We start from the raw sequence: 22,974 nt of genomic DNA, 5'->3' as shown, positions 1-22,974 counted from the left end.
GGATAGAATGTTTGAGAATTGTTCAATAATAATTATTGCCAATGGAAATCACTTAGATGAATTGTATAGACTTGAAGTTGATGCAGACACGCAGAAGGAAATTTGCTTATCGTTTGATAGTGCAGTGGATGATCTGATTTCTGAGAAAACGAGAATTTCATTCGATGGCAGGTATAAACCACACAGTGACGAATTTTTGGCTATTGAAAATTTTCAGCTTTCAGATGGAATTAAAGATGCAATAAGAGATCCATTAGGTGTACCGACATATACAAAAGAAAATGGCGAGTTTTACGAAATTAAAGCTATATTTGTTGGAAAGAGGACAGAAACAGAGAATACCGAAAGATTTCAAGTTGCCTTTCAGCGTTTTCGTAAAGAACAATATATTGCTACAAGCTGGGTGAACTTATTTTTTACCAAAGATACATTTAGAAGAGAAAAAAATTTTGGCATAAGTATTTCTGATATGGCAGATTGCTATTATACAGAAGGAGAATTACAATTTTCTTCGTTCTATTTTGCACGGCAGATTTTTGATTTGGGTGAATATTATAGATCAGCAACTGATCAAGAAGTTCAAGCATTTACAACAAATGATAAATTGTCTTTTGAAGATACAGAGGCATTTAAAAACACGGCTAATACTTGGACAAGGAGAAAAATAGCAATGATTAATGATTCTGATGTGCTTGTAAATTATAAAGCATCAGAAATCAAAAAGTTGGCTAAGGACGCTGGGATAACAGTTGAGACTAAGAATAAGAAAGTTGTTATACCAAATGATAAGGAGCAGATAAGGGTTATTCTCGGTTTTTTGGATGAAGAGGCATACAAGGGACCGTTTTCTCAGAATACATTTCTTGCTAATTCAAAAAGAAAGATTAATAAATAGTTTGTAAAATGAAAGGGTGATTTTGATCAGTTGAATACATCTTTTTATAATGAAATCAAAGAAATTCTAATTTCAGCCAGAAATAAAGTCTATCAAACTGCTAATTTTGCAATGGTTGAAGCTTACTGGAATATTGGAAAATCAATTATTAGAAGAACAGGGCGGTAATGAAAAGGCGGAGTATGGGACAGGCTTATTGAAAGAATTGTCAAAGCAAATGACTCAAGATTTTGGGAAAGGATTTACTGTTGCTAACTTAAAAAATATGCGGCAGTTTTATTTAACGTTTCCAAATGGCTACGCACTGCGTAGCGAATTGAGTTGGACGCATTATCGGCTTCTGATGCGTGTGGAGAATGAAAACGCGCGAGAATTTTATATGCAGGAAGCTGTAAAATCCCAATGGAGTACCAGACAACTTGAGCGTCAGATAAATTCATTTTTCTATGAAAGATTATTATCCAGTAAAAATAAAGAACAAGTTGCAGAGGAAATACAGACATTAGAGCCTGCGAAGAAACCAGAAGATGTTATTCGTGACCCGTATGTGTTGGAATTTCTTGGGCTGACACCTAATGATGATTTTTATGAAAGTGATTTAGAACAAGCGTTAATTACACATTTGCAGAAATTCCTTTTGGAACTTGGCAGAGGCTTTTCATTTGTCGCAAGACAGAAAAGAATAACGTTTGATGCGTCAGGCTCCTTTTTATTTGCAATCAATATAGACCTCTTGGGTGAAAAAATGGCATCACCTCCAATCATTTTTGGACACGAAAAAGGATGCATCTGCTCTTTTAGGGAGCTTCTCCGGAACACTCACTTTTCCTTCATAGTTCAAGGCATATTCTAAAAGCTTGAATGCTCTTGGAGAACAGGAAAATCCCCCTTCCACTTCATACATCATCCCTAATACTCTGAAATCATTTACATAATCACTCTCTCCGTCAATTGTTCCCTCGGCGGATTTGACATTTAGTATTTTTGCAGAATGTATTAGCTGAAGCCATCTGTAGGTTCTCCCTTCGTGGTGTGTTCGCAACTAATATACTAAGGGAATACAGATGGCTTTTCAAATATGAAATTTTATTTTTGAAGCATGTGGCTATCTACTATCATACCAGAAGCCTCAGAATATATGAGGGTTTAAATGCTTTTTTAGAAGCTACAAAGAATTCTGGCAAGGACATTTATGCTCTTGCCAAAGACGGATATTGCCCGGTATAAGAGGGTTGATCTAACGGCGGTTACTCAAAACTGGATGATTGCAAAAAGAATCTTCCCATGCACGCGCCGAATCTGCCCGGAACCCTTGCGAATCAGAGCGAAGTGTGATATGCTTGTTGAAGTTTTATTATATAAAAAGCAATAAGATTGAGTGTATAGTGCGGAAATGAGTAAAAAATATATTCGGATACTTATCCTGCTCCTGGTGGATGTTGCGATTGTAGCGTTCAGTTCGATCATGCCGCTGGCGCTGCGGTTCGGAATCTTTACCATGGATGTTCAGTACCTGGAACCTGCTGTTCGATGTCTGCCTGCGGATATCGTTATCACATTGGTGGTCATGGCAGTATTCAAGTTATATAACAGGGTCTGGACGTACGCGGGTATTGATGAGGTTGTGGCAACCTTCAAGGCATCTTTAATTATTGAGGCGCTGTATGTGATGTATCGCCTTTTCATGGGGATCAGTATGCCCAGAAGTTTTTATATCTTCAACTGGGTATTTCTGTTCCTCCTTTTAGCGTCTTCAAGATTATCAGTCCGACTGCTGCGGCAGTTAAGGAGAAAATACCAGCATGGCGAAAATTCCCATAAAATCATGATTGTCGGCGCGGGGGCGGCCGCTTCCATTCTGATTCGGGAAATGCAGAACAAGGGGTCGGAAAAGATTGCCTGCTTGGTGGATGATAACCCGGCAAAACGGGGAAAGTATATTCATGGAATCCCCATTGCGGGGGATCGGCAGGAAATCCCTTACGCAGTGAAAAAGTATGATATTGACGAGATCATCATAGCGATTCCTTCCGCTTCGCCGCGGACCGTCAGTGAGATTATTACAATCTGTAATGAAACTCCGGCAAAACTGAAAATTCTACCCGCGATTTCTTCCACATTAACTTCATCTCTGAGCCAGAATGTAAGGGAAGTAAATTATGAAGACCTTCTGGGCCGAGATACGGTGGTGATCAGCAACCGGGAACTGGAAGACTTTGTAAAGGAAAAGACGGTGATGGTTACCGGCGGCGGCGGGACGATTGGATCGGAACTGTGCCGGCAGATTACAGCAAACCATGTGAAACAGCTGTTGATCGTAGACATTTATGAAAACGGCGCTTATGAACTGCAGATGGAACTTCTCCGGAAACATCCACAGGCTGATGTGAAGGTCCTGATTGGATCGGTGCGGGATTATGACCGGATGAAAGAGATTTTTGAAGAATATCGCCCGGATATTATTTATCATGCCGCAGCGCATAAACATGTGCCGCTTATGGAATATTCGCCGAATGAAGCGGTCAAGAATAACTGTAAAGGAACGCTGAATTTGGCGAAGCTTGCGGATCGGTATCAGGTAAAACGCTTTGTACTGATTTCCACGGATAAAGCGGTGCGCCCTACCAACGTAATGGGGGCGACGAAGCGAATTTGCGAGATGATCGTCCAGAGCTATGATAAAATGTCCGAAACGGAATTTGTGGCAGTACGGTTTGGAAATGTGCTTGGCAGCAACGGATCCGTTATTCCGTTGTTCTTAAAGCAGATCGAAGCGGGAGGTCCGGTCACACTGACCCATAAAGAGATTACACGTTTCTTTATGACGGTCAGTGAAGCGGTTTCCCTTGTGTTGCAGGCAGGGCTCCTTGCTAGGGGCGGAGAAATTTTTGTGCTGGATATGGGACAGCCGGTGAAAATTTATGATCTGGCAGTCAATTTGATTCGGCTGAAAGGCTATATCCCGGATGAGGATATTAAGATTGAGATTGTGGGACTGCGGCCTGGAGAAAAGCTGTATGAAGAGCTGCTGATGGCAGAAGAAGGTCTGGAAAGTACGCCCAATGAGCTGATCTACATCGGCAAGCCGATCAAACTGGAGTATACTGAATTCCTGCGGAAACTGGAGCATCTGATTGCGGTTGCAGAGCAGAACGGAAAAGCGATTAAAGAGGAGCTGCGGAAGGTGTGCGATACGTATCAGCCGCAGTGAGGATAGGATAAAGAAAGAAGTGAAGGCATGAAAGATAGAATGAATATCCCGTTTTCTCCTCCGGATATTACAGAGGAAGAAGTTCAGCAGGTCGCGGAGGCACTCCGTTCCGGCTGGATTACAACGGGACCAAAGACAAAAGAATTTGAACGGCAGATTGCGGCGTATATCGGGACAAACAAGGCTGCGTGTCTGAGTTCCGCTACCGCGGCTATGGAAATGACTCTGCGGCTTTTAGGCATTGGAGAAGGCGATGAAGTCATTTTACCTGCTTATACTTATACGGCAACCTGCAGTGTGGTCTGTCATGTAGGTGCGACCCCGGTTTTGGCGGATATACAAAAAGATACGCCCCAAATTGATTATGATAAACTGGCAGAACGGATTACGGAAAAGACAAAGGTAATCATACCGGTTGATTTGGGAGGGATCCCTTGTGATTACGAGCGGATTTTTGAAGTCTTGAATAAAGCGAAAGATAAATTCCACCCCGGGGAAAATACCATTCAGAAGCAATTTGATCGGGTGATTGTAATGGCGGATGCCTCCCATGCTTTTGGGGCGGAACGGGATGGAAAATCTGTGGGACAAATTGCGGACTTTACTTGTTTTTCCTTTCATGCTGTAAAAAACCTTACTACGGCAGAGGGAGGAGCGGTAACGTGGAAAAGGGTTCCAGGGATAGAAGACGATTGGATTTACCAGCAATATATGAATTTATCTTTGCATGGACAGTCCAAAGACGCCTTCCATAAAACAAAAGCCGGATCCTGGGAATATGATATTCTTTTTCCTGCCTACAAGTGTAATATGACTGATATTCAGGCGGGAATCGGCCTGGCCCAGTTAGAACGTTATCCACAGATGTTAGAAAAGCGGCATTCCATTATTCAGAGATATGATTCCGCCTTTGCTTCTTATCCGGTGCAGTTGCTGAACCATAAAGGAGCGCAGTACCGATCCAGCGGACATTTATACTTAATGCGGATTGGGGAATTGTCAGAATCCGAACGGAATGACCTAATTGAGCGGTTTGCCCAGCAGGGAGTGGCTGTGAATGTCCATTACAAACCGCTGCCTATGCTGACCGCTTATAAGAATATGGGATTTGACATAGAGGATTATCCGAATTCCTATGATTTTTATAAAAATGAGATTACGCTTCCGCTCTATAGTAAGTTGACAGATGAAGAAGTCAGTTATATTATAGGAAAGGTTAAAAAGATTTTGCAGGAGTTTTGCAGGTAATGCTGGTACAGTGGGATTCGCTTCCAGATGCTTTAAAAAATGATACAGTACGTCTTTATTATGAAAAACTGGAGGCAAAGAAGGGCGGATTAATAGCAAAACGGTTGTTTGATATCGTGGTCTCGGCGTTTATGATTGCGATATTGTCTCCAGTGCTTCTTTTGTTGGCGATTTTGATTAAAGCCGATTCGAAAGGGCCGGTATTTTACCGGCAGGAACGGGTTACGGCCGCGAATCGGAGTTTCCGGATCTTTAAGTTCCGCACGATGGTACAAAACGCGGATCAGATAGGGGCGCTGATAACAGCTGAAAAGGATCCCCGGATCACAAAGATGGGAACCCGGCTCAGAAAATGCCGTTTGGACGAGCTGCCGCAGCTTTTTAACGTGCTGAAAGGTGAAATGACCTTTGTAGGGACAAGGCCGGAAGTACGGAAATATGTGGATGTATATACGGATGAGATGCAGGCTACCCTCTTGCTACCGGCGGGAATCACCTCGCTGGCCAGCATTTATTATAAAGATGAAGACGAAATCATGGAGCGTTATATTGCGGCAGGCAGCACGGTAGATGAAGTATATATTCAGCATGTGCTGCCGGAAAAAATGAAATACAACCTGGAATATTTAAGAAGCTTCCGCTTCTTTGGGGATATTAAGTTAATGTGGAAAACGGCTGTCAGTGTGTTGAAATAAGATAGACAGAAAGGAGTTTGAGCGGTGAATATCCTGATTCTCAATCATTACGCGGGATCGCCTGAAATGGGAATGGAATTCCGGCCTTACTATTTTGCCAGAGAATGGATAAAAATGGGTCATAGAGTCGATATTATTGCCGCGGATTATTCGCATCTGAGAAGGAAAAATCCGAAAGTGGATCATGATTTCCAGGAAGAAGTCATTAACGGAATCCATTATCACTGGCTCAAAACGGGGACCTATGAAGGCAATGGTGTGAAGCGGGCGCTGACGATGTTTCGATTTGTATCCAAGATTTGGATTCATGCAAAAAAAATTGTTTTTCAGTTGCAGCCGGACGTGGTGATTGCCTCGTCTACCTACCCGATCGATACGTACGCGGGGCAGAAAATCCGGAAGGTTTCCGGTAAGAAGGTGAAACTGATTCATGAGGTACATGATATGTGGCCGGCGACACTAGTAGAACTGGGGGGGATGTCGAAGAAGAACCCTTTCGTAGTTCTTATGCAGATTGGAGAAAATAGCGCATATAAGCATTCAGATAAAGTTGTCTCACTGCCACCTCTTGCTAAAGAATATATGATTGAACATGGAATGGCACCGGATAAGTTTGTTGCGATTCCTAACGGAATTGTACTTTCTGACTGGGAAAATCCGAAGCCAGTGCCGCAGCAGCATAAAATGCTTCTGAGCGAACTGAAAAAAAACAGGAAGTATCTTGTGGGTTATTTTGGGGGACATGCGCTGTCCAATGCTTTGGGTGTGTTACTAGATTGTGCAGAGCAGATAAATGATCCGGCAGTACAATTTGTGCTGATTGGTGATGGTGTTGAAAAAAAACGACTTGTGGAGGATGCTAGTTCGAGACAGCTAGATAATGTTAGCTTTTTAGACCCTATCGATAAACGGGCAATCCCTAGCCTGTGTTCTTATTTTGATATTATATATATGGGGGCAAAGTCATCACCATTATATCGTTTTGGTCTTTGCATGAATAAAATGTTTGACTCCTTTATGGCAGGAAGACCAATTGTATGTGCCATTACAACGCCCAACTCTCCAATTGAAAAGTACGGGTGTGGAATTATGGTTCCATCAGAAGATGTAAAAGGTATTATAACAGCAATTAAAGAGATTCGAAATATGACGGAAGAAGAATTAGTTGCTATGGAAAAGAGAGCAAAAAAATTGGCTATGGAAGAATATTCTTATGAAGTTCTGGCTAAACGGTTTGAATCAATATTTTATTAGTTGTGAAAAGGAGTAGAGTACGTGAAAACACAATTATTAGAAAAAATTAAATTGAAAAAGATTAAAGTTGGTGTAGTAGGCTTAGGTTATGTAGGATTGCCACTTGCGGTGGAAAAAGCAAAAGCGGGTTTTAAAACAATTGGATTTGACATACAAAGCCAGAAGGTGGATATGGTAAATGCAGGACATAACTATATAGGTGATGTGGTAGATAAAGACTTGAAGAAAATCGTTGAAACGAAGATGCTGACTGCCACGACAGATTTTTCTTTTGTAAAAGATGTGGATTTTGTAGCGATCTGTGTACCTACTCCTCTGGATGAGCATCAACAGCCGGATATCAGCTATGTAAAAAACTCTACAATTGAAATTGCGAAATATATGAAGTCGGGAACTATGGTTGTTCTAGAGTCAACGACCTATCCAGGGACGACAGAAGAATTGATTAAGCCGCTTTTGGAGGAGGGCTCCGGACTGAAATGCGGAAAAGATTTTTATTTGGGATTCTCTCCGGAACGAGTTGATCCAGGGAATGCGGTTTTTAAAACGAAGAACACGCCGAAAGTAGTAGGAGCGATCGGGAAGGATGCGACAGAAGTGATTTCTGCCATGTATCGAGCGGTTCTGGAAGGGGATGTTCATGAGGTATCCTCTCCAGCAGTTGCGGAAATGGAAAAGATTCTGGAAAATACCTATCGCAATATCAACATCGGACTGGTAAACGAATTGGCTATTCTATGCGATAAAATGGGGATCAGTCTCTGGGAAGTGATCGATGCGGCAAAAACGAAACCCTATGGTTTCCAGGCGTTTTATCCGGGACCTGGTTTGGGAGGACATTGTATCCCATTGGATCCATATTACCTTTCATGGAAGGCGAGAGAATTTGGCTTCCATACGTCTATGATCGAATCCTCCATGATGATTAACGACAAAATGCCAGAATACTGTGTGGAACGAGCCAGTAAAATTCTGAATCGCGATAAAAAAGCGTTAAATGGCTCAAGGGTGTTGGTACTAGGCGTTGCCTATAAACAGGATATTGATGACTACAGAGAGAGTCCGGCAATTCCAGTTATTCAGATCCTGGAAAAGAACGGGGCTGAAGTGGAATTTTATGATCCTTATATTTCGGAGTATAAAGAAAAGGGTATTGTAAGGAAAGGGCTGGAGCGCATTGATGAAAAGATAATTCAGGAGTATGATCTTGTGATGATTACCTGTGGGCATACTTGCCTGGATTATGATATGATTCAGAGAAACGCTAAGGCGATTTTTGATACGAAAAACGCGATGAAAGATGTTTTAGAAAGAGGAAATATAGAGGTACTATAGCATGCAGTTTACGTATGGTGCATATCGGAGCCTAATCAGAATACTGAGAGAGAATGATTATGTATTTGCCGATTATATAACCTGTGATGATTTAAAAAAATCTGTGATTTCGCGGCATGATATTGATTATTCAATTGAAAAGGCAGTGGAACTAGCGGCACTTGAAGCTGAGGAGAATGTTAAATCAACCTATTTTGTGTTACTTTCATCTGAGTTTTACAACCTTGCAGCAAAAGAAAATAAGGATAAAATACTGCAAATTAACAGGCTGGGTCATGATGTTGGATTGCATTTTGACGAGTTGAATTATGATGACGATTGTAAGAAGAATGTACCTAAACTTATTCTTAAAGAAGTGCAAATGTTAGAAGATCTTTTGCAAATAGAGGTTAAGTCAGTTTCTATGCATCGGCCTTCAAAAGAGACATTAGAGGCAGATTATGATTTATATCCATATATTAACTCGTATGGAAAGAAGTTCTTTAAGCAATTTAAATATGTTTCTGACAGCCGCAGAAGATGGCGTGAGGATGTAGTGAATGTTATTGAATCAGGGAACTATGAAAAACTGCATATTCTGACACATGCGTTTTGGTATCATAAAGAGGAAAAAGATTTATACACAACGATTAAAAATTTTATAGAACAGGGAAAGACCGATCGGTATTATATACTAGATAAAAATATTACAGACTTGAAAAATATATTGGGAGAAGAAATTAAATGAATAAAAATATCTCCATAAAAGAAATCTTAGAGTACCTTAATTGTAAAAATGAGAACTATAAATTCGAGGGGAAAAGAGATATTTACATCAATGGCTTTTCTTCTTATGCAAATTATAAAGTAGGAGGAATAACATGGATTAAAAGTCGTAAGACGATGGAACAGTGTAGTAGTGTCCAGAATGTAACGCTCGCTGTCGTGCAGGACGGGGTAGAGGCTCCTATTGCAGAAAGTAGAATTATAGTTGAAGAGTCAAAGAGAGTATTTTTCGATCTATTGGATCATTTTTTCTCAACAGAAAAAAAGCAGGAACCCATTGGACATAACACATATCTTTCGCCAGAGGTTAAATTAGGGAAAAATGTAGTGATTGGACATAATTGTACACTGGATGGAGATATTTCGATTGGAGATGGAACTCGAATTTATAACAATGTAAGCATTATTAATTGCGTCAAGATTGGAAAAAATTGCGAAATACAGTCTGGTGTAAAAATAGGGCATGATGGATTTGCTTTTACGGAAGATCAGCAATTTCGAAAATCTATGATAAAGCATTATGGTGGAGTAACAATTGAAGATAATGTTTTTATTGGAGGAAATTGTCATATAGCGCGGGGTACAATTGATCATACAGTAATTGGAGAGGGGAGTAAAATTGATGCTTCTTGCTCGATCGCACATAACTGTAGAATCGGAAAAAATGTTGCAATGATTATGGGAAGTCGTATCTATGGCTCTGTTGATGTGGGAGATAATGCTTATATTGCAACTGCGACTATTAGAAATCAAATAGCGATTGGCATAAATGCAGTAATTGGCATGGGAAGTGTAGTGACAAAAGATGTAGAGGACAATGCGGTAGTCATTGGAGTGCCAGCGGAAATAATTAGATAGTGAATTAGTTGTTTCACAATGAATGAACTAAGATTATAAAGGAAGAGAATTCAATGAAAGATTTTTTTGTACATGAGAGCAGTTATATTGATGAAGATGTCCAAGTCGGAGAAGGAACAAAAATTTGGTTTTTCTGCCATGTGCAGAAGGGAGTGTCTATTGGAAGCAATTGTTCACTTGGCCAAAATGTCAATGTCGCGAATAATGTAATAATTGGTAACGGATGTAAAATACAAAATAATGTATCCATTTACGAAGGTGTAGAACTGAAGGATTTTGTTTTTTGTGGTCCTTCTATGGTATTTACAAATGATCTGACCCCCAGAGCAAAATACCCGAAAGGAAGCGAAAATTATAAAAAAACAATTTTAGAAACAGGAGCGACCGTTGGGGCAAACGCAACGATCGTATGTGGACATAATATAGGGAAATGGGCAATGGTAGCGGCTGGTTCTGTAGTAACAAAGGATGTGCCGGATTATGCGTTAGTAGCAGGGGTTCCTGCCAGGAAGATTGGATGGGTCTGTGAATGTGGAAAACGGCTTGATGAGGAGTCTTTGATATGCGGATGCGGAAGAAAATATCAGAAAACGGAAACAGGGTTAAAAGAAATAGATAGGAGTAATTTGTAATGAGATATGCATTAATAGGTTGTGGCCGTATTGCTACGAATCATATGAAAGCGGCGTTAAATAATCAGTTGGAAATCGTTGCTGTTTGCGATATCCTGCCTGAAAAAATGGGAGAATTACTGGATAGACATGATTTGGCGAAAGATGCTTCTATTAGACGATATACAAACTACAAACAGATGCTTCAGGAACAGAAGCCTGAATTAGTAAGCATTGCAACGGAAAGTGGAATTCATGCAGAAATAGCGTTACATTGTATCGATCAAGGAATCAATGTGATTATTGAGAAGCCGATGGCAATGAACATGGCAGATGCAGATGAAATTATAAGGCGCTCGGAAGAAAAAGGTGTGAAAGTTTCTGCATGCCACCAGAATCGGTTTAATATCGCAATTCAGGAGCTTCGTAAAGCAGTTGAAGCGGGACGTTTTGGAAAACTTTCTCATGGAACAATTCACGTACGTTGGAATCGCGGTGTGCAATATTATGAACAGGCGTCCTGGAGGGGAACTTGGGAGCAGGATGGAGGAGCTTTAATGAACCAGTGCATTCATGGAATTGATTTGCTTCGCTGGATGATGGGAGATGAAATTGAAGAGATTTATGGCGTAACAAGGCAGCAGTTTCACGATTACTTGGAGGCGGAAGATGTAGGACTTGCAGTTGTGAAATTTAAAAATGGGGCTATTGGTACAATTGAGGGAACCACAAATGTGTACCCGAAGAATCTGGAAGAAACGCTCTATATTTTTGGTGAAAAGGGAACTGTAAAAATTGGCGGAACCTCAACAAATAATATTGATGTATGGGATTTTGAGGATGAAACAGATGCAGATATGCGAAATAAAGGACTTCAGGAACAGACCAGCAATGTATATGGCAATGGACATACGAGTCTGTTCGCAGATATGATTGATGCAATTACAACTAACAGAAAACCTTATGTTGATGCGATGGCAGGAAGAAATGCTTTGGAAGTCGTACTGTCAATATATAAGAGCCAGAAAACGAAAATGTCAGTCAAATTGCCTCTTAAGGAATTTGCAAGTGTTGATATGAAAGGTGAGTTTTGATTCCTGATGAAGAAGAAAATAATCCATATTGCGTTTAAACACAGTAGCAACGATACAAGGATTTTTCGCAAACAATGTGTTTCATTAGCGAAAATTCCTGATTATGATGTAACTTATATCACTTCAAATATTAATTCCTCTGGCGAAGTGGATTGTAGAGAACAAGGAGTGTATAAAAAAATTATTGAAGCAGATCCGAGGCGTATCATTAGACAATTTCGTTATCTTATTCAAATAAAAAAGATAATTAAATCATTGGGGAAAATAGATATTGTGGAGCTTCATGAAGCGCCATTGTTGTTGCTTGCATTATGGTTACAACGCAGAGGCATTAAAGTTATTTTTGACTCACATGAAAATTATTACAGCCAGATAAAACATACTTATGGAAGGAAAGCTATATATAAATGGGTGGCGGTATGTTATAAATTATATGAAAAACACGTATGCAGGAGAATTAGTGGCGTCATTTTTCCTTGTAAAATGCTGGAAGAAGATCCGTTTGATTATGGTGTGAAGCGTTTAGTTTATTTGGATAACTATCCGATCCTGTCAAGTTTTAATTCAAATATAAATAAGGATGAAACATCTGAAAAGGATCCATATACAGCTTGTTATACGGGAGCGATTTCTTATGAAAGAGGAGTTGTACATGATATTCAAGCTTGGAGTAAAGCAGGGATTGCAGGGATCCTTGCAGGAAAATTTGCAAATAAAAAGCTAGAAGATGATATTAAAGGGATGGAAGAATTTAAAAATGTTGATTTCAGGGGATATTGTGGCCCTGACGAGATTAATGAGATTTATCTACGTTCGTCGGTAGGGATGGCAACCTTGTTGAATTATGGTCAATACCATAAGAGTTGTAATTTGCCTACAAAAGTCTGCGAATATATGATGTTTTCTATACCTACGATTATATATCGAACAGAATATGTGGAGCAGGTTATGGGAAAATATGAGTTTGGAATTATGGTCAATCCTGAACATGTTGAAGAGATCGCGGATGCCCTGATCTATTTAAAAGATCATCCGAGTGAAGCAGAACGAATGGGAAAAAATGGAAGGCGGGCAGTCGAAGAAGTTTTTAACTGGGAAGCTGAGGAAAAAAAGTTGTTTGCTCTGTATGATGAAATTTTGAATGATGAAAAGTAAATTGATTGGTAATAAAATAGAAGATAATATTTCGCTTAAAACTCTTTTTGGGTTTTGCTTTTTGTTTTTGATTGTTAATTTTTTTATTAATCTTTGTATGCCTTTTCCATTTGCAAAAGGCTTGGCTTGGCGTATCATACTGAATATTGGTTATGTCTTGATTTTCCTTGTAGATCTTATACTTATAGCAAGATGTTTTCGTGAATGCAAAAAAATATTAGTATGTGAAGTCTATAAAAATAAATGGATTTTACTGTTTCTGGCTGCATATCTGATATGGGATTTGATTAACTTTATATATGCGGATCATTTTGAATATGCGGCGGGAAAAATTATGTCAATGATAGAGTTTTTCCTGATTCTTATTAATTTTGTACTTTATACAAGTTGGAGGGATATTAATAAGGTTTTTTTATGTCTGGGATTGACATCCTTGGGCATTTCAGTCGTATATCTTGTTGGATTCCTTACAGGGGACTATTGCTTCTATTTAAGAAAGATATCTGCCTTATCAGATTATAATGTTTCCTCTACCGCAATCTTATTGGGAACAATCGCAAATTTTTATATTGCAACTAGAAACGGCATTCCGATGGGCAAGCGGTTATCGTTATTTTTTTTAAACTTTGTATTAAATATACCCGTGGTACTATTGTCTGGATCGCGAAAAAATCTTGTAATTATCTGTGGCCTAATACTGTTTTATGTATGTGTCTTTTTGGTAAAGGCAATCTATCAAACACAGAAAAAATTTTGTAATGATAACAGATTGAAAAAGAGAATGCTTCTTGTTTTTACACTAATATTCACAATATGCAGTATGGGAACAATGGTATTTCTTCTAAAAAGCTATTCTGATAATCGTTACGAACAGTATCTTTCTGGTAGTTACACTTGGGTTCGGTATGGGGAGCATGAGCAGGGTGATGGGGAAATTATCCGAGAAACAGATGTGAAAGAACGCTATGAAACGATTCGATCCGGCGAATCCTCAAATGCAAGGATGATTATATGGAAAACTTCACTCAATTGGATAAAAGAAATGTCGACTTTGGAAAAAGTAATAGGTGGAGGAAATTCTCATAACTCCGAAATTTTTGATGACTTAGATCATCCAATTAATCAAAAGTGCAGAGTATTATATGCAGATGTGGACGATGAAGAGAAAAATTGGCTGTATCCACATAATATTGTTTTAGGAGATATGTTAGATGGGGGAATCATTAAAATTATTTTACTTTTTGGTGTCATACTGACAATGATTTTTAAAGTATGTAAAAGTATTTTTTATAAATCGGAAATGGGCTTTGCAGTTTTGTGGATTGGTGGAACTATTTTGATTATGCTCATGACCAGCGGAAGTTTGGGTTTATTTGGTAATAAATTTTTCTGGATTCCATTTTCATTGACCCTGGGATTGGAACAAGCAAAGCCAGAAGATGCAGAGGGGAGATAGAAGGAACATTTTGGGGACCATACGAGTAAATAGAGTTAAAAATACGTTAAAAAGTATAAAAGAAAAAGGAGCTTTCTATATTTTTGTCGGGAATTTTGCTAATAAATTCGTGACTCTTTGTGGTTCTATCTTTGTAGTTCGGTTATTAACAAAGGAAGAATATGGAACGCTCTCATATCTTGAAAATTTATACTCCTATGTCTATATTTTTGCAGGATTGGGGTTAGCTGCAGCGTTATTAAGATATATTGTAATTGCAGATTCCTTAGAAAAAAGGAAGGGCTATTACTATTATGTTTTAAAACAGCAAACATTATATAACCTGTTGATTATTGTAATTGTTGCTGTTTTTAATGTTTTTTACAACCATCCAGAAGAATATCTGAATGCCTCCTGGCTGTTTGCGTTATTTTTATTGGACATTCCATTTTCAGATGTGGTTAATAGCAATTTATCTACGGAACGATCGATGTTCGCGAATAAACGATATGCATTTTTAGCGCTAATTACGGTGGTAATATCGGTATTATTTCGAGTCCTGGGCTCATTTTTAGGGGGGATAGTTGGGAATATTATCTTCAGAATCGGAGCGGATATTTTATGCGCAGGGATTTTATCTGGGATTGTAATTAAAAGCTATTTTAAAGGTAGAGTGAAAGAAGCTCTGACTAAGGCAGAACGAAAAGAAATCAATCGGTACTCCTTTCAAAATATGATGGCCAATGGATTCTGGATTCTTTATCTGGCGACAGATATGTTTCTGTTAGGCCGTTTGACGGAGGATGCCACTGTTCTTGCAGACTATAAAGTTGCAATTTTAATTGCGAATAATGTGATTATTATTTCAAATGCAATCGCTGTTTTTGCAGGTCCGTATTTTATTAGAAATGAAATGGATCATACATGGGTAATGCGGAATTACAAAAAAGTGATTATCGTTAATGCGATACTTTTGGGGGGACTGGTGCTGCTTTTAATTATTTTTGCTAGACCGCTTATCTGGCTCTTGTATGGAGAAGCCTATATGAATGTTGTTCCATTAATGCGTCTTTTTTTGATTGCGGCGTTTTTAAACGGTTCATTTAGGGCAATGAACTCAAGTCTATTGGCAATTATGGGGCAGGCAAAAATCAATATGGTTATTTCTTGTATTGGCTTTTGCGTACAGGTTGTAGGATGTTTGATTGTTATTCCACGATTTGGGGTAATCGGATTAGCGGTAGAAAATATAGGAATGTATATTTTATTATCGCTTGTGTTTACAGGAGCATTTATATATAAATATGGAAGAAAAGTTAGAAAACTTAGCTAGGGGAAGGAACTGTGTATATGCAAAGTACAAAGGAATATTTAGGCAAATTAATTAATTTAGAATTTTATAATTATAGCGAAGATGATGAACTGAAGGTTTTTTACAACGGGTTAGTAGTGTTTGAAAAAAATGGTAAAACAACAACTGATTTATTGGAGATTGCACATGCCATAGTAGAAGAACAATTAGATTATAATGATTTATATGGGTTTTATAGGATGGTTATCGTTGAGAAAAGCCAAAGTAAAATTATTTTCTTTGGTGACAATTCGGGTAGTCAGCGCTTTTTCTTTGACAAGCAGACCGGCTGCTTTTCAGACAGCTTATTGGCACTAATAAAATTAAACAAACGTAGAGCATTGCCCAATTATTCTGCGATCTATCAGATGCTATCATATGGTGGGATTTTCACAGATGATACTTTAGTAGAAGGGCTTTTTCGTACAGATTCCGAAAAGGTATATAGTTTAAAGGACGGAGAGATAAAAGAAGAGACTAAAAAGTTGAACTCGTTGACTTTAGATGAAGGGAAAACTTTACATGATGTTATGCGAATTCTAATGCAGGGCATTGATACAGAGCATACCTGTGCAGTTTGCACAGGTGGTACTGACAGCAGAACGATTCTTGCTCATTTAGCTTCATTAGGATTTTATCCAGAGTTGATTATAACGGGCCATAAAGATAATCCAGATATAAAAGTTGCTGATAAAATTGCGGAAGCCTTACATGTTTCTTTAACGATTAAGGATCCTGGCATAAAGGAGCCTGATTGGATAGAAAAAGGTTTTTTGTTTTCAGACGGACTGTATGATGTAGTTCTTTCGTACAGGCATTTAAAGAAAATCGAATGGGCTGTTAATAAGGGATTCAAATTTGAGTTCGGTGGAGTTGGTGGAGAGTTCTATAAAAATGTTTATGCACGACCATTCCGGGATAAATTGCTTTTTAAAAGAGTGAAAATGAAAGATGCCTTTCAAATTTTGTTTGAGGATCGTATGAGTCGGTTATCTTGGTTAGGAGAAAATGTTTCTGAAACAGGCGAGCAAGTGAAACAAGAGATCCTTTCTATCATTCAAAATTTTGAAGAGAGCGGAAATCTCCATGTGATGAATCGGGTTGGAAACAGGATTTTACAAAATAAATACAGTTTAATTTGTAATAATGCGGCTTCAAAAGGATTATGCAAAGTCGATCCATTAATGGATCGAGACTGTATCGCAAAAGTAAGTAAAAAGAATCCTTTGAATTTGACAATGAATATCTGGCAACGCAAAGAAGTGAATGAGTATTGTAAACTGCTGAGCGATATTGAAACAGATCAGGGATATTCTTGTACTGTACAGAGATTAAAGCTGGAACTGGAAAGAGTAAAAAAACTTGTCTTTTTTATTTCAAGAATTGCAGCAAGGTTGCGCAAGCGAGTTGGACTATCGTTCAAAAGTTCAGAGCCTAGATACTGGGATCGTGACTATGTAACGGCAAAACAATCCGAGCTATTTCGGATATCGCTAGAACGGTGCAGGCAGTTAGGAATTATAAAAAAAGATGTGACAGGTGATATGATTGCAAATAAGTATGTCGGTAGTATTATTTTAATAGGGATGTTGTTTACAGAATAGAGGTTCTGGCCCATAAGGTTCAGATGAGGATATATTTAGCCTAAAAGATAGACAGGAGCAGGTATATGCTATTTTCAAGTTTAATATTTTTATTTGCATTTCTGCCAATTGTATTGTTTTTATATTATACAGTTTTTAGAAAATCCATAAAGCTGCAAAATTTGCTACTGCTGATCGCCAGCATATTTTTCTATGCATGGGGAGAACCAAAGTTTGTATTCGTAATGATGGCCTCCATTCTTATGAATTATGTGTGGGCGCTTTTGGTTGATCGACATAAAAGATATAAAAAGAGAATCGTTGCCTTAGCGGTAGTAGCGAATTTGGGACTTTTATTTATATTTAAATATTTGAACTTTGCGGTTAGTAATATTGATCACTTCTTTGGAAATATACTTCCGCAAACAGATATTGTACTGCCTATCGGAATCTCTTTTTTTACTTTCCAGGCAATGTCCTATGTTATTGATGTATATCGAGGCGATACGAAAGTACAAAAGAATATTTTGTATGTGGCATTATATATTTCTTTCTTTCCACAACTGATTGCAGGCCCGATCGTCAGATATACCGATATTGAATCAAAGCTGGATGTGAGAAACGTGAGTTTTGATGATTTCTCCAGTGGCACAAAAAATTTTTTAATAGGATTATCCAAAAAGGTAATTATTGCAAACAATCTGGCCATGATTACAGATGCGGCATTTAACAGTGTTGAAGACGGATATCTTTCCGTTTGCTTTGCATGGCTTGGAGCAATTGCATATGCGTTACAGATCTATTTTGATTTCGATGGTTATTCGGAAATGGCAATTGGTTTAGGAAAGATGTTTGGATTTCAGTTCCCGGAGAACTTTATCTATCCATACAGAGCAAGATCGATCCATGAATTCTGGAAATATAATCATATTTCCCTTTGTACCTAGTTCCGAGATTATGTATATATCCCATTAGGCGGTTCAAGACGGGGAAAGCTGATTTGGGTAAGAAATATGTTTATTGTATGGGCTTTGACCGGAATCTGGCATGGTGCAAGCTGGACATTCCTGATCTGGGGGCTTGCTTATTTTGTGCTATTAGTAATAGAGAAGGAATTAAAACTCCCAGAATGTTTAAATCGCGCAGGATTTTTGTATCGCATATTTACACTCATTTGTCTGTTTATACTGAATGGTGTGTTCTTCCGCGATATAGGCGCAGAGTATACAGCCAAGTACCTTCTTTCTATGTTTTCTTTAAAGGGAGGTTTATTTGATAATTTGGCAATGCAATATCTTCTGGAATACAAAGTGATTCTGGTGGTCGCTTTGATATATGGATTTGCTGGCTTTTACTCCATGAGAAAGTCACTGACGCATAATAACAAACTAAATAGTCTGATTGAAATGGTCAGTCCGATTGTTTATATTGCTTTATTTTTTGTTGCAGTTTCTTATCTTGCGATAGGAGCGTATAATCCTTTTATTTATTTTAATTTTTAGGAGGAAACTGAGAATGCTATCCTGGTGGAAAAAAGCAGCGGTTCCTGTTCTATTCCTTATTGTGATTTTCGTAGTCGCAGCGCTTAATTTGAAAAATTTGTATCATATCGTTGCGGGAGAAATCGGTTGGAACCCTTCCCAAATAGAAAATACTTATAATGATAATTTTTACAGCAAGATGAGTTACATCAATTTACAGGGTGGTCTTGCCAATCTGATGGACCAAAAGATTTTAAACGGAGTGATAAAAGGGGATAATGGGAAACTGAATTTTTTGTGGGCGGTTGACTATAAATTTAACGAAAAAGAGGAAGCCAAAAAGGTAAAAAAGGCGATTGCTATATTACAGCATGCAGAGAAAAAAGGCTGCAAGGTTTTATATGTGCAAAGACCCTGGGCAGTAAGTGCAATGCCATACGGAAAGCAGTTCGAATATAGCAGACAGTATGATTACTGGTGTAAACAGATCAAAAAGGCGGGAATTCCGACAATTGATTTAAGATCAGAGATGGAAGGTGAACTGGATTTTTTTACAACGGATCACCATTGGACAACAGAAAGTGCCTATTGCGCAACTGCAAGGATTATACAGGAATTGAACCAACTGTATGATTTTCGTCTTGCAGATCGGAAGGGGGATTTTTTCAATGAAAAAAATTATATAAGAAAGACCTATAACAATGTATTTTTGGGAGCAGAGGGTGTCAGAACTGGAACTTATTTTGCTGGAAAAGATGACTTTGAGATAGTTTATCCAAAGTTTGATACCAAATTTTTATTTCAGCAATACAGTGAAGGAACAATGTATTGGGAAAAAGAAGGAGATTATCAAAGTGTCTTGATCGATCAAGACCTTCTCAATGATGAAACCTATTTGAACAAATATAATGCGCATGCTTATGGGGCATATAATGAGAATCGGGTAAAAAATGAAAAAGCCGGTAACAATTTAAAGACATTGCTTATAGCGGATTCATTTGCAAGGCCGCAATTAGGATTTTACAGTTTATGCTTTAAAGAAACTAGATATTTAGACCCACAGGAGGGAAGATATACGGATAGTTATGTCAAATATATAGATGAATATCAACCGGACATTGTAATTTTAATGTTCCCTGGAGATGGAAACTTTGTAAAAGTATGATAAAATAGGAGGAATTCAAAATGCAATTCAGAGATCTAAAAAAACAATACCAAGCATTAAAAAAAGACATTGACCCAGCCATGATACAAGTCGCTACAGACTGTAATTTCATAAACGGCCAGCAGGTGAAAGAGCTGGAAAGGGAGCTGGCGGACTATGTTGGAGTAAAACACTGCGTTACTTGCGCAAACGGAACAGATGCGCTGACAATGGCGATGATGGCTTGGGATATAAAAGAAGGAGACGCTGTATTTGTTCCGGATTTTACTTTTTTTTCGTCAGGAGAAATTGTAGCCCATGCAGGGGCAGCGCCGGTATTTGTAGATGTGAATTTGGATACTTTCAACATTTCAGAGGAAAGCCTGATTGTTCAGATCGAAAATGTAATAAAAGAAGGAAAACTGAGACCACGTGCTATTGTTGCAGTTGATCTGTTTGGGCTTCCGGCAGATTTTATGGCATTAAAAAAGATTGCCGATAAGTATGGTCTGTTGCTTTTAGAAGATGGAGCACAAGGCTTTGGAGGTTCTATAGATGGAAAAAAGGCGTGCAGCTTTGGTGATATTAGCACAACATCTTTCTTTCCGGCAAAACCTCTTGGCTGTTATGGGGATGGAGGAGCAGTTTTCACAGATGATGATGAAACTGCGCAGCTTTTGGAATCCATTCGTATCCATGGAAAGGGAGATGGAAAGTACGACAATGTAAGAATTGGTCTAAATTCCAGACTGGATACGATCCAGGCAGCGATTCTGTCTATCAAATTAAAGGCGTTTCGTGACTATGAACTGCAGGATATTAATCAGGCGGCACAGCGGTATACGGAAAAGCTGAAAGATATTGTTAAAACACCGATTATTCCGGAGAGATTCTATTCAAGCTGGGCACAGTATACGATTCAGCTTGAGAATCGGGAGACGCGGAATAGAATTCAGCAAGACCTGAAAGCAAAAGACATTCCAAGCATGATTTATTACCAAAAGCCAATGCATAAACAAGGCGCTTTCGGCGGACAGGCAGGAAGCGATGAACGGTTCCCCAATACAATAAAGCTGTGCGATACGGTTTTGTCGCTGCCGATTCATCCGTATATAACGGAGGAAGATATCGCATTGGTGGCGTCGGTTATAAAAGAAAATCTATAAGGGAGAATAAGATAAGTTTGTCTTTCCCCCCTGAATATGGTAACATAGTAGCAGCGTAGACATAAAAAAGAGGGGTTATTATGGAACTGCTACAGTATGTGTATATAACAGTACTAAATATTATCTATAAAGGGACAAGGTACATTAGCCCTGCCATTAGGCAGGGCATTGCCTTTTTCTCATTTTTTGCGATGATAATGTTTCTTTTCATGTGCTATTCGCCTGGAATTTTTGGTTTTGATTTGAATTATACGCAAAGAGGAATTGTCAGTACGATTTTTCTTTCTATTAACATTATAATGTCGATAGCTCGACCATTAAAGGCGATCAAATGGAATCACTTTTTTAGTGCTCTCTGGGTAGCATTTGGCATAATTATCTTTATATCCTGTTTGGTTCTGGACATGGGAGAGGGATTCATGACCTTTGCGACATCGGTTCTTTTTCTGTTTCCCTGTTTCTATTTGGTCTGGAATAACAGAGGCGATTATGAGAAATGTTTTTTAATAGCAGCGAAGATCATTGCGATTGTGTTTTTCCTGTTCTTTATCCTATGCGTTATTTTTGCTCCGTTTAACGAGCATACCGTAATTTCAGGAAGATACATGGGCGCTACAACGAACGCCAATTATCTGGGAATGATCGCCGCTTCCGCGATGACATGCGGGCTATATCTGTTTACCTGCAGAAAGGGCTCTGCATGGATTATGGGGGTTTTTACCTGTGAAATTGCAATCAGTCTGACGATTTTCTCTGGATCGAGAACATCGCTGATTTCGATAGTAGCACAGAGCCTTGTTTTTCTGATTTTTTATTTTCGATATGATCTAAGAACGTCTAAAGATAAGTTAAAAACGGTAGTTAAATTTTTATTGCTGATTGTTCTGGTGATAGGGTGCAGACCGGTAAATGAAATGCTGCTTAATAACACTTTTGTACCAGTTAAAGAGCCTGTTGCGACTGTAGTAAAAGGAACCGTAAAAATGGTAAAAAGTGAAGCGCGCGAATTGCGGGCAGAAAAACGCGGGAAAAAGTTGCGAAATTCGGAGACAGCGCAAGCCGCGCTACAGGGACAGCTGAGCGGATCCGAAGAAAGTGTACAGCCTCAGCAGAGTGAGATTGCACAGCGGTTTTCAATGGAGGGAAAAGATTTAAATCAGCTTTCTTCTGGCAGATTGAATATTTGGAAACTATATCTTGAAGAAATCAGTTGGAAAGGGCATGATAAGAATAATGTGATTCAAGGATACCCTGTTGCAGCAGGAGAGCCGTGGGCGCATAATGTATTTCTTGAAGTAGCATATCGTTTTGGACTAGCGGCCGGCATTCTGTACTTGATGATCGCGGTCTATGGAGGCGTTTGCCTTCTTCGCTTCCTTTTTTCAAAAGATTTTTATAGGAAATATCAAAGAGGGGGGCTGTTCAGCGTGCTGGCTATTACTTCCTTCTGCATTTTGTCTATGTTGGATAAGGCAATTTTCCCGTTGCAGCAGGATTTTATACTTTTATATTTTATTGGCTTGGCACCCTTTTTTAAATTACAAAATGGCAGGTCTTAAAGGGGAGCCGCGGGGAAATAGCAGGTATTGAGCATCTGTCCCCCTTAATTGATTTTTGTATATAGTTGTGATAGCATATTGTGAAGCAAATGGCTTTATCGTTTGGAACAGGATATGTGTAGAGGGAAAGAAAG

The 22,974-nt window shown here is 38.7% G+C and carries 18 protein-coding genes and 1 pseudogene; all 19 read left to right on the top strand.

What is annotated here, in order from left to right:
• Window positions 1-7: 7 nt before the first annotated feature.
• Entirely contained in the window at window positions 8-895 is an 888-nt protein-coding gene (locus tag H9L42_RS13700; RefSeq protein WP_187303974.1) for a Kiwa anti-phage protein KwaB-like domain-containing protein, read from the top strand.
• 133 nt (window positions 896-1,028) lie between these two features.
• Window positions 1,029-1,748 carry a PDDEXK nuclease domain-containing protein gene (locus H9L42_RS13695; protein WP_243235797.1) on the top strand — a complete coding sequence of 240 codons (720 nt, stop codon included), beginning with the start codon at window positions 1,029-1,031 and terminating at the stop codon, window positions 1,746-1,748.
• Window positions 1,749-2,288: 540 nt separating this feature from the next.
• Window positions 2,289-4,106 (top strand): polysaccharide biosynthesis protein, encoded by a 1,818-nt coding sequence (locus H9L42_RS13690; RefSeq protein WP_187303973.1) that lies wholly within the window; start codon window positions 2,289-2,291, stop codon window positions 4,104-4,106.
• Between the two features lie 27 nt (window positions 4,107-4,133).
• The gene (locus H9L42_RS13685; protein WP_187303972.1) at window positions 4,134-5,354 is read left to right on the top strand and encodes an aminotransferase class I/II-fold pyridoxal phosphate-dependent enzyme; all 1,221 of its coding nucleotides are present in this window, start codon (window positions 4,134-4,136) and stop codon (window positions 5,352-5,354) included.
• Window positions 5,354-6,049: a sugar transferase gene (locus tag H9L42_RS13680; protein WP_207734987.1), complete on the top strand. Its 696-nt coding sequence runs from the start codon at window positions 5,354-5,356 to the stop codon at window positions 6,047-6,049. Before H9L42_RS13685 ends, H9L42_RS13680 begins: the two co-directional genes overlap by 1 nt.
• A 24-nt stretch (window positions 6,050-6,073) precedes the next feature.
• Window positions 6,074-7,303 carry a glycosyltransferase gene (locus tag H9L42_RS13675; protein ID WP_187303971.1) on the top strand — a complete coding sequence of 410 codons (1,230 nt, stop codon included), beginning with the start codon at window positions 6,074-6,076 and terminating at the stop codon, window positions 7,301-7,303.
• Window positions 7,304-7,324: 21 nt separating this feature from the next.
• Complete coding sequence (locus tag H9L42_RS13670) at window positions 7,325-8,638, top strand: nucleotide sugar dehydrogenase (RefSeq protein ID WP_187303970.1); 1,314 nt, start codon at window positions 7,325-7,327, stop codon at window positions 8,636-8,638.
• Between the two features lies 1 nt (window position 8,639).
• The gene (locus H9L42_RS13665; RefSeq protein ID WP_187303969.1) at window positions 8,640-9,365 is read left to right on the top strand and encodes a polysaccharide deacetylase family protein; all 726 of its coding nucleotides are present in this window, start codon (window positions 8,640-8,642) and stop codon (window positions 9,363-9,365) included.
• Complete coding sequence (locus H9L42_RS13660) at window positions 9,362-10,261, top strand: DapH/DapD/GlmU-related protein (protein WP_187303968.1); 900 nt, start codon at window positions 9,362-9,364, stop codon at window positions 10,259-10,261. The genes H9L42_RS13665 and H9L42_RS13660 overlap by 4 nt, the downstream gene beginning before the upstream one ends.
• A 53-nt stretch (window positions 10,262-10,314) precedes the next feature.
• Entirely contained in the window at window positions 10,315-10,893 is a 579-nt protein-coding gene (locus H9L42_RS13655; RefSeq protein WP_187303967.1) for an acyltransferase, read from the top strand.
• Entirely contained in the window at window positions 10,893-11,966 is a 1,074-nt protein-coding gene (locus H9L42_RS13650; protein WP_187303966.1) for a Gfo/Idh/MocA family protein, read from the top strand. Before H9L42_RS13655 ends, H9L42_RS13650 begins: the two co-directional genes overlap by 1 nt.
• A gap of 6 nt (window positions 11,967-11,972) precedes the next feature.
• Window positions 11,973-13,121 (top strand): glycosyltransferase family 4 protein, encoded by a 1,149-nt coding sequence (locus tag H9L42_RS13645; protein WP_187303965.1) that lies wholly within the window; start codon window positions 11,973-11,975, stop codon window positions 13,119-13,121.
• A complete protein-coding gene (locus H9L42_RS13640; protein ID WP_187303964.1) occupies window positions 13,108-14,577 on the top strand; it encodes an O-antigen ligase family protein in 1,470 nt (489 codons plus the stop codon). The genes H9L42_RS13645 and H9L42_RS13640 overlap by 14 nt, the downstream gene beginning before the upstream one ends.
• A gap of 10 nt (window positions 14,578-14,587) precedes the next feature.
• On the top strand, window positions 14,588-15,889 hold the full coding sequence (locus H9L42_RS13635; protein WP_187303963.1) for an oligosaccharide flippase family protein: 1,302 nt from the start codon (window positions 14,588-14,590) through the stop codon (window positions 15,887-15,889).
• A 17-nt stretch (window positions 15,890-15,906) separates the two neighbouring features.
• Entirely contained in the window at window positions 15,907-17,511 is a 1,605-nt protein-coding gene (locus H9L42_RS13630) for a hypothetical protein (RefSeq protein ID WP_187303962.1), read from the top strand.
• Window positions 17,512-17,576: 65 nt separating this feature from the next.
• Window positions 17,577-18,992, top strand: a pseudogene (locus H9L42_RS13625) (MBOAT family O-acyltransferase).
• A gap of 13 nt (window positions 18,993-19,005) precedes the next feature.
• Window positions 19,006-20,136 carry an alginate O-acetyltransferase AlgX-related protein gene (locus tag H9L42_RS13620; RefSeq protein WP_187303961.1) on the top strand — a complete coding sequence of 377 codons (1,131 nt, stop codon included), beginning with the start codon at window positions 19,006-19,008 and terminating at the stop codon, window positions 20,134-20,136.
• Between the two features lie 20 nt (window positions 20,137-20,156).
• On the top strand, window positions 20,157-21,281 hold the full coding sequence (locus H9L42_RS13615; protein WP_187303960.1) for a DegT/DnrJ/EryC1/StrS family aminotransferase: 1,125 nt from the start codon (window positions 20,157-20,159) through the stop codon (window positions 21,279-21,281).
• 80 nt (window positions 21,282-21,361) lie between these two features.
• Window positions 21,362-22,840 carry a hypothetical protein gene (locus H9L42_RS13610; protein WP_187303959.1) on the top strand — a complete coding sequence of 493 codons (1,479 nt, stop codon included), beginning with the start codon at window positions 21,362-21,364 and terminating at the stop codon, window positions 22,838-22,840.
• The last annotated feature ends 134 nt before the right edge of the window (window positions 22,841-22,974 follow it).

Source organism: Zhenpiania hominis, assembly GCF_014333425.1.
In the GTDB taxonomy this organism is placed as follows: Bacteria; Bacillota; Clostridia; order Peptostreptococcales; family Anaerovoracaceae; genus Hominibacterium; species Hominibacterium hominis.
This window is presented reverse-complemented; position numbering and strand designations above follow the sequence as displayed.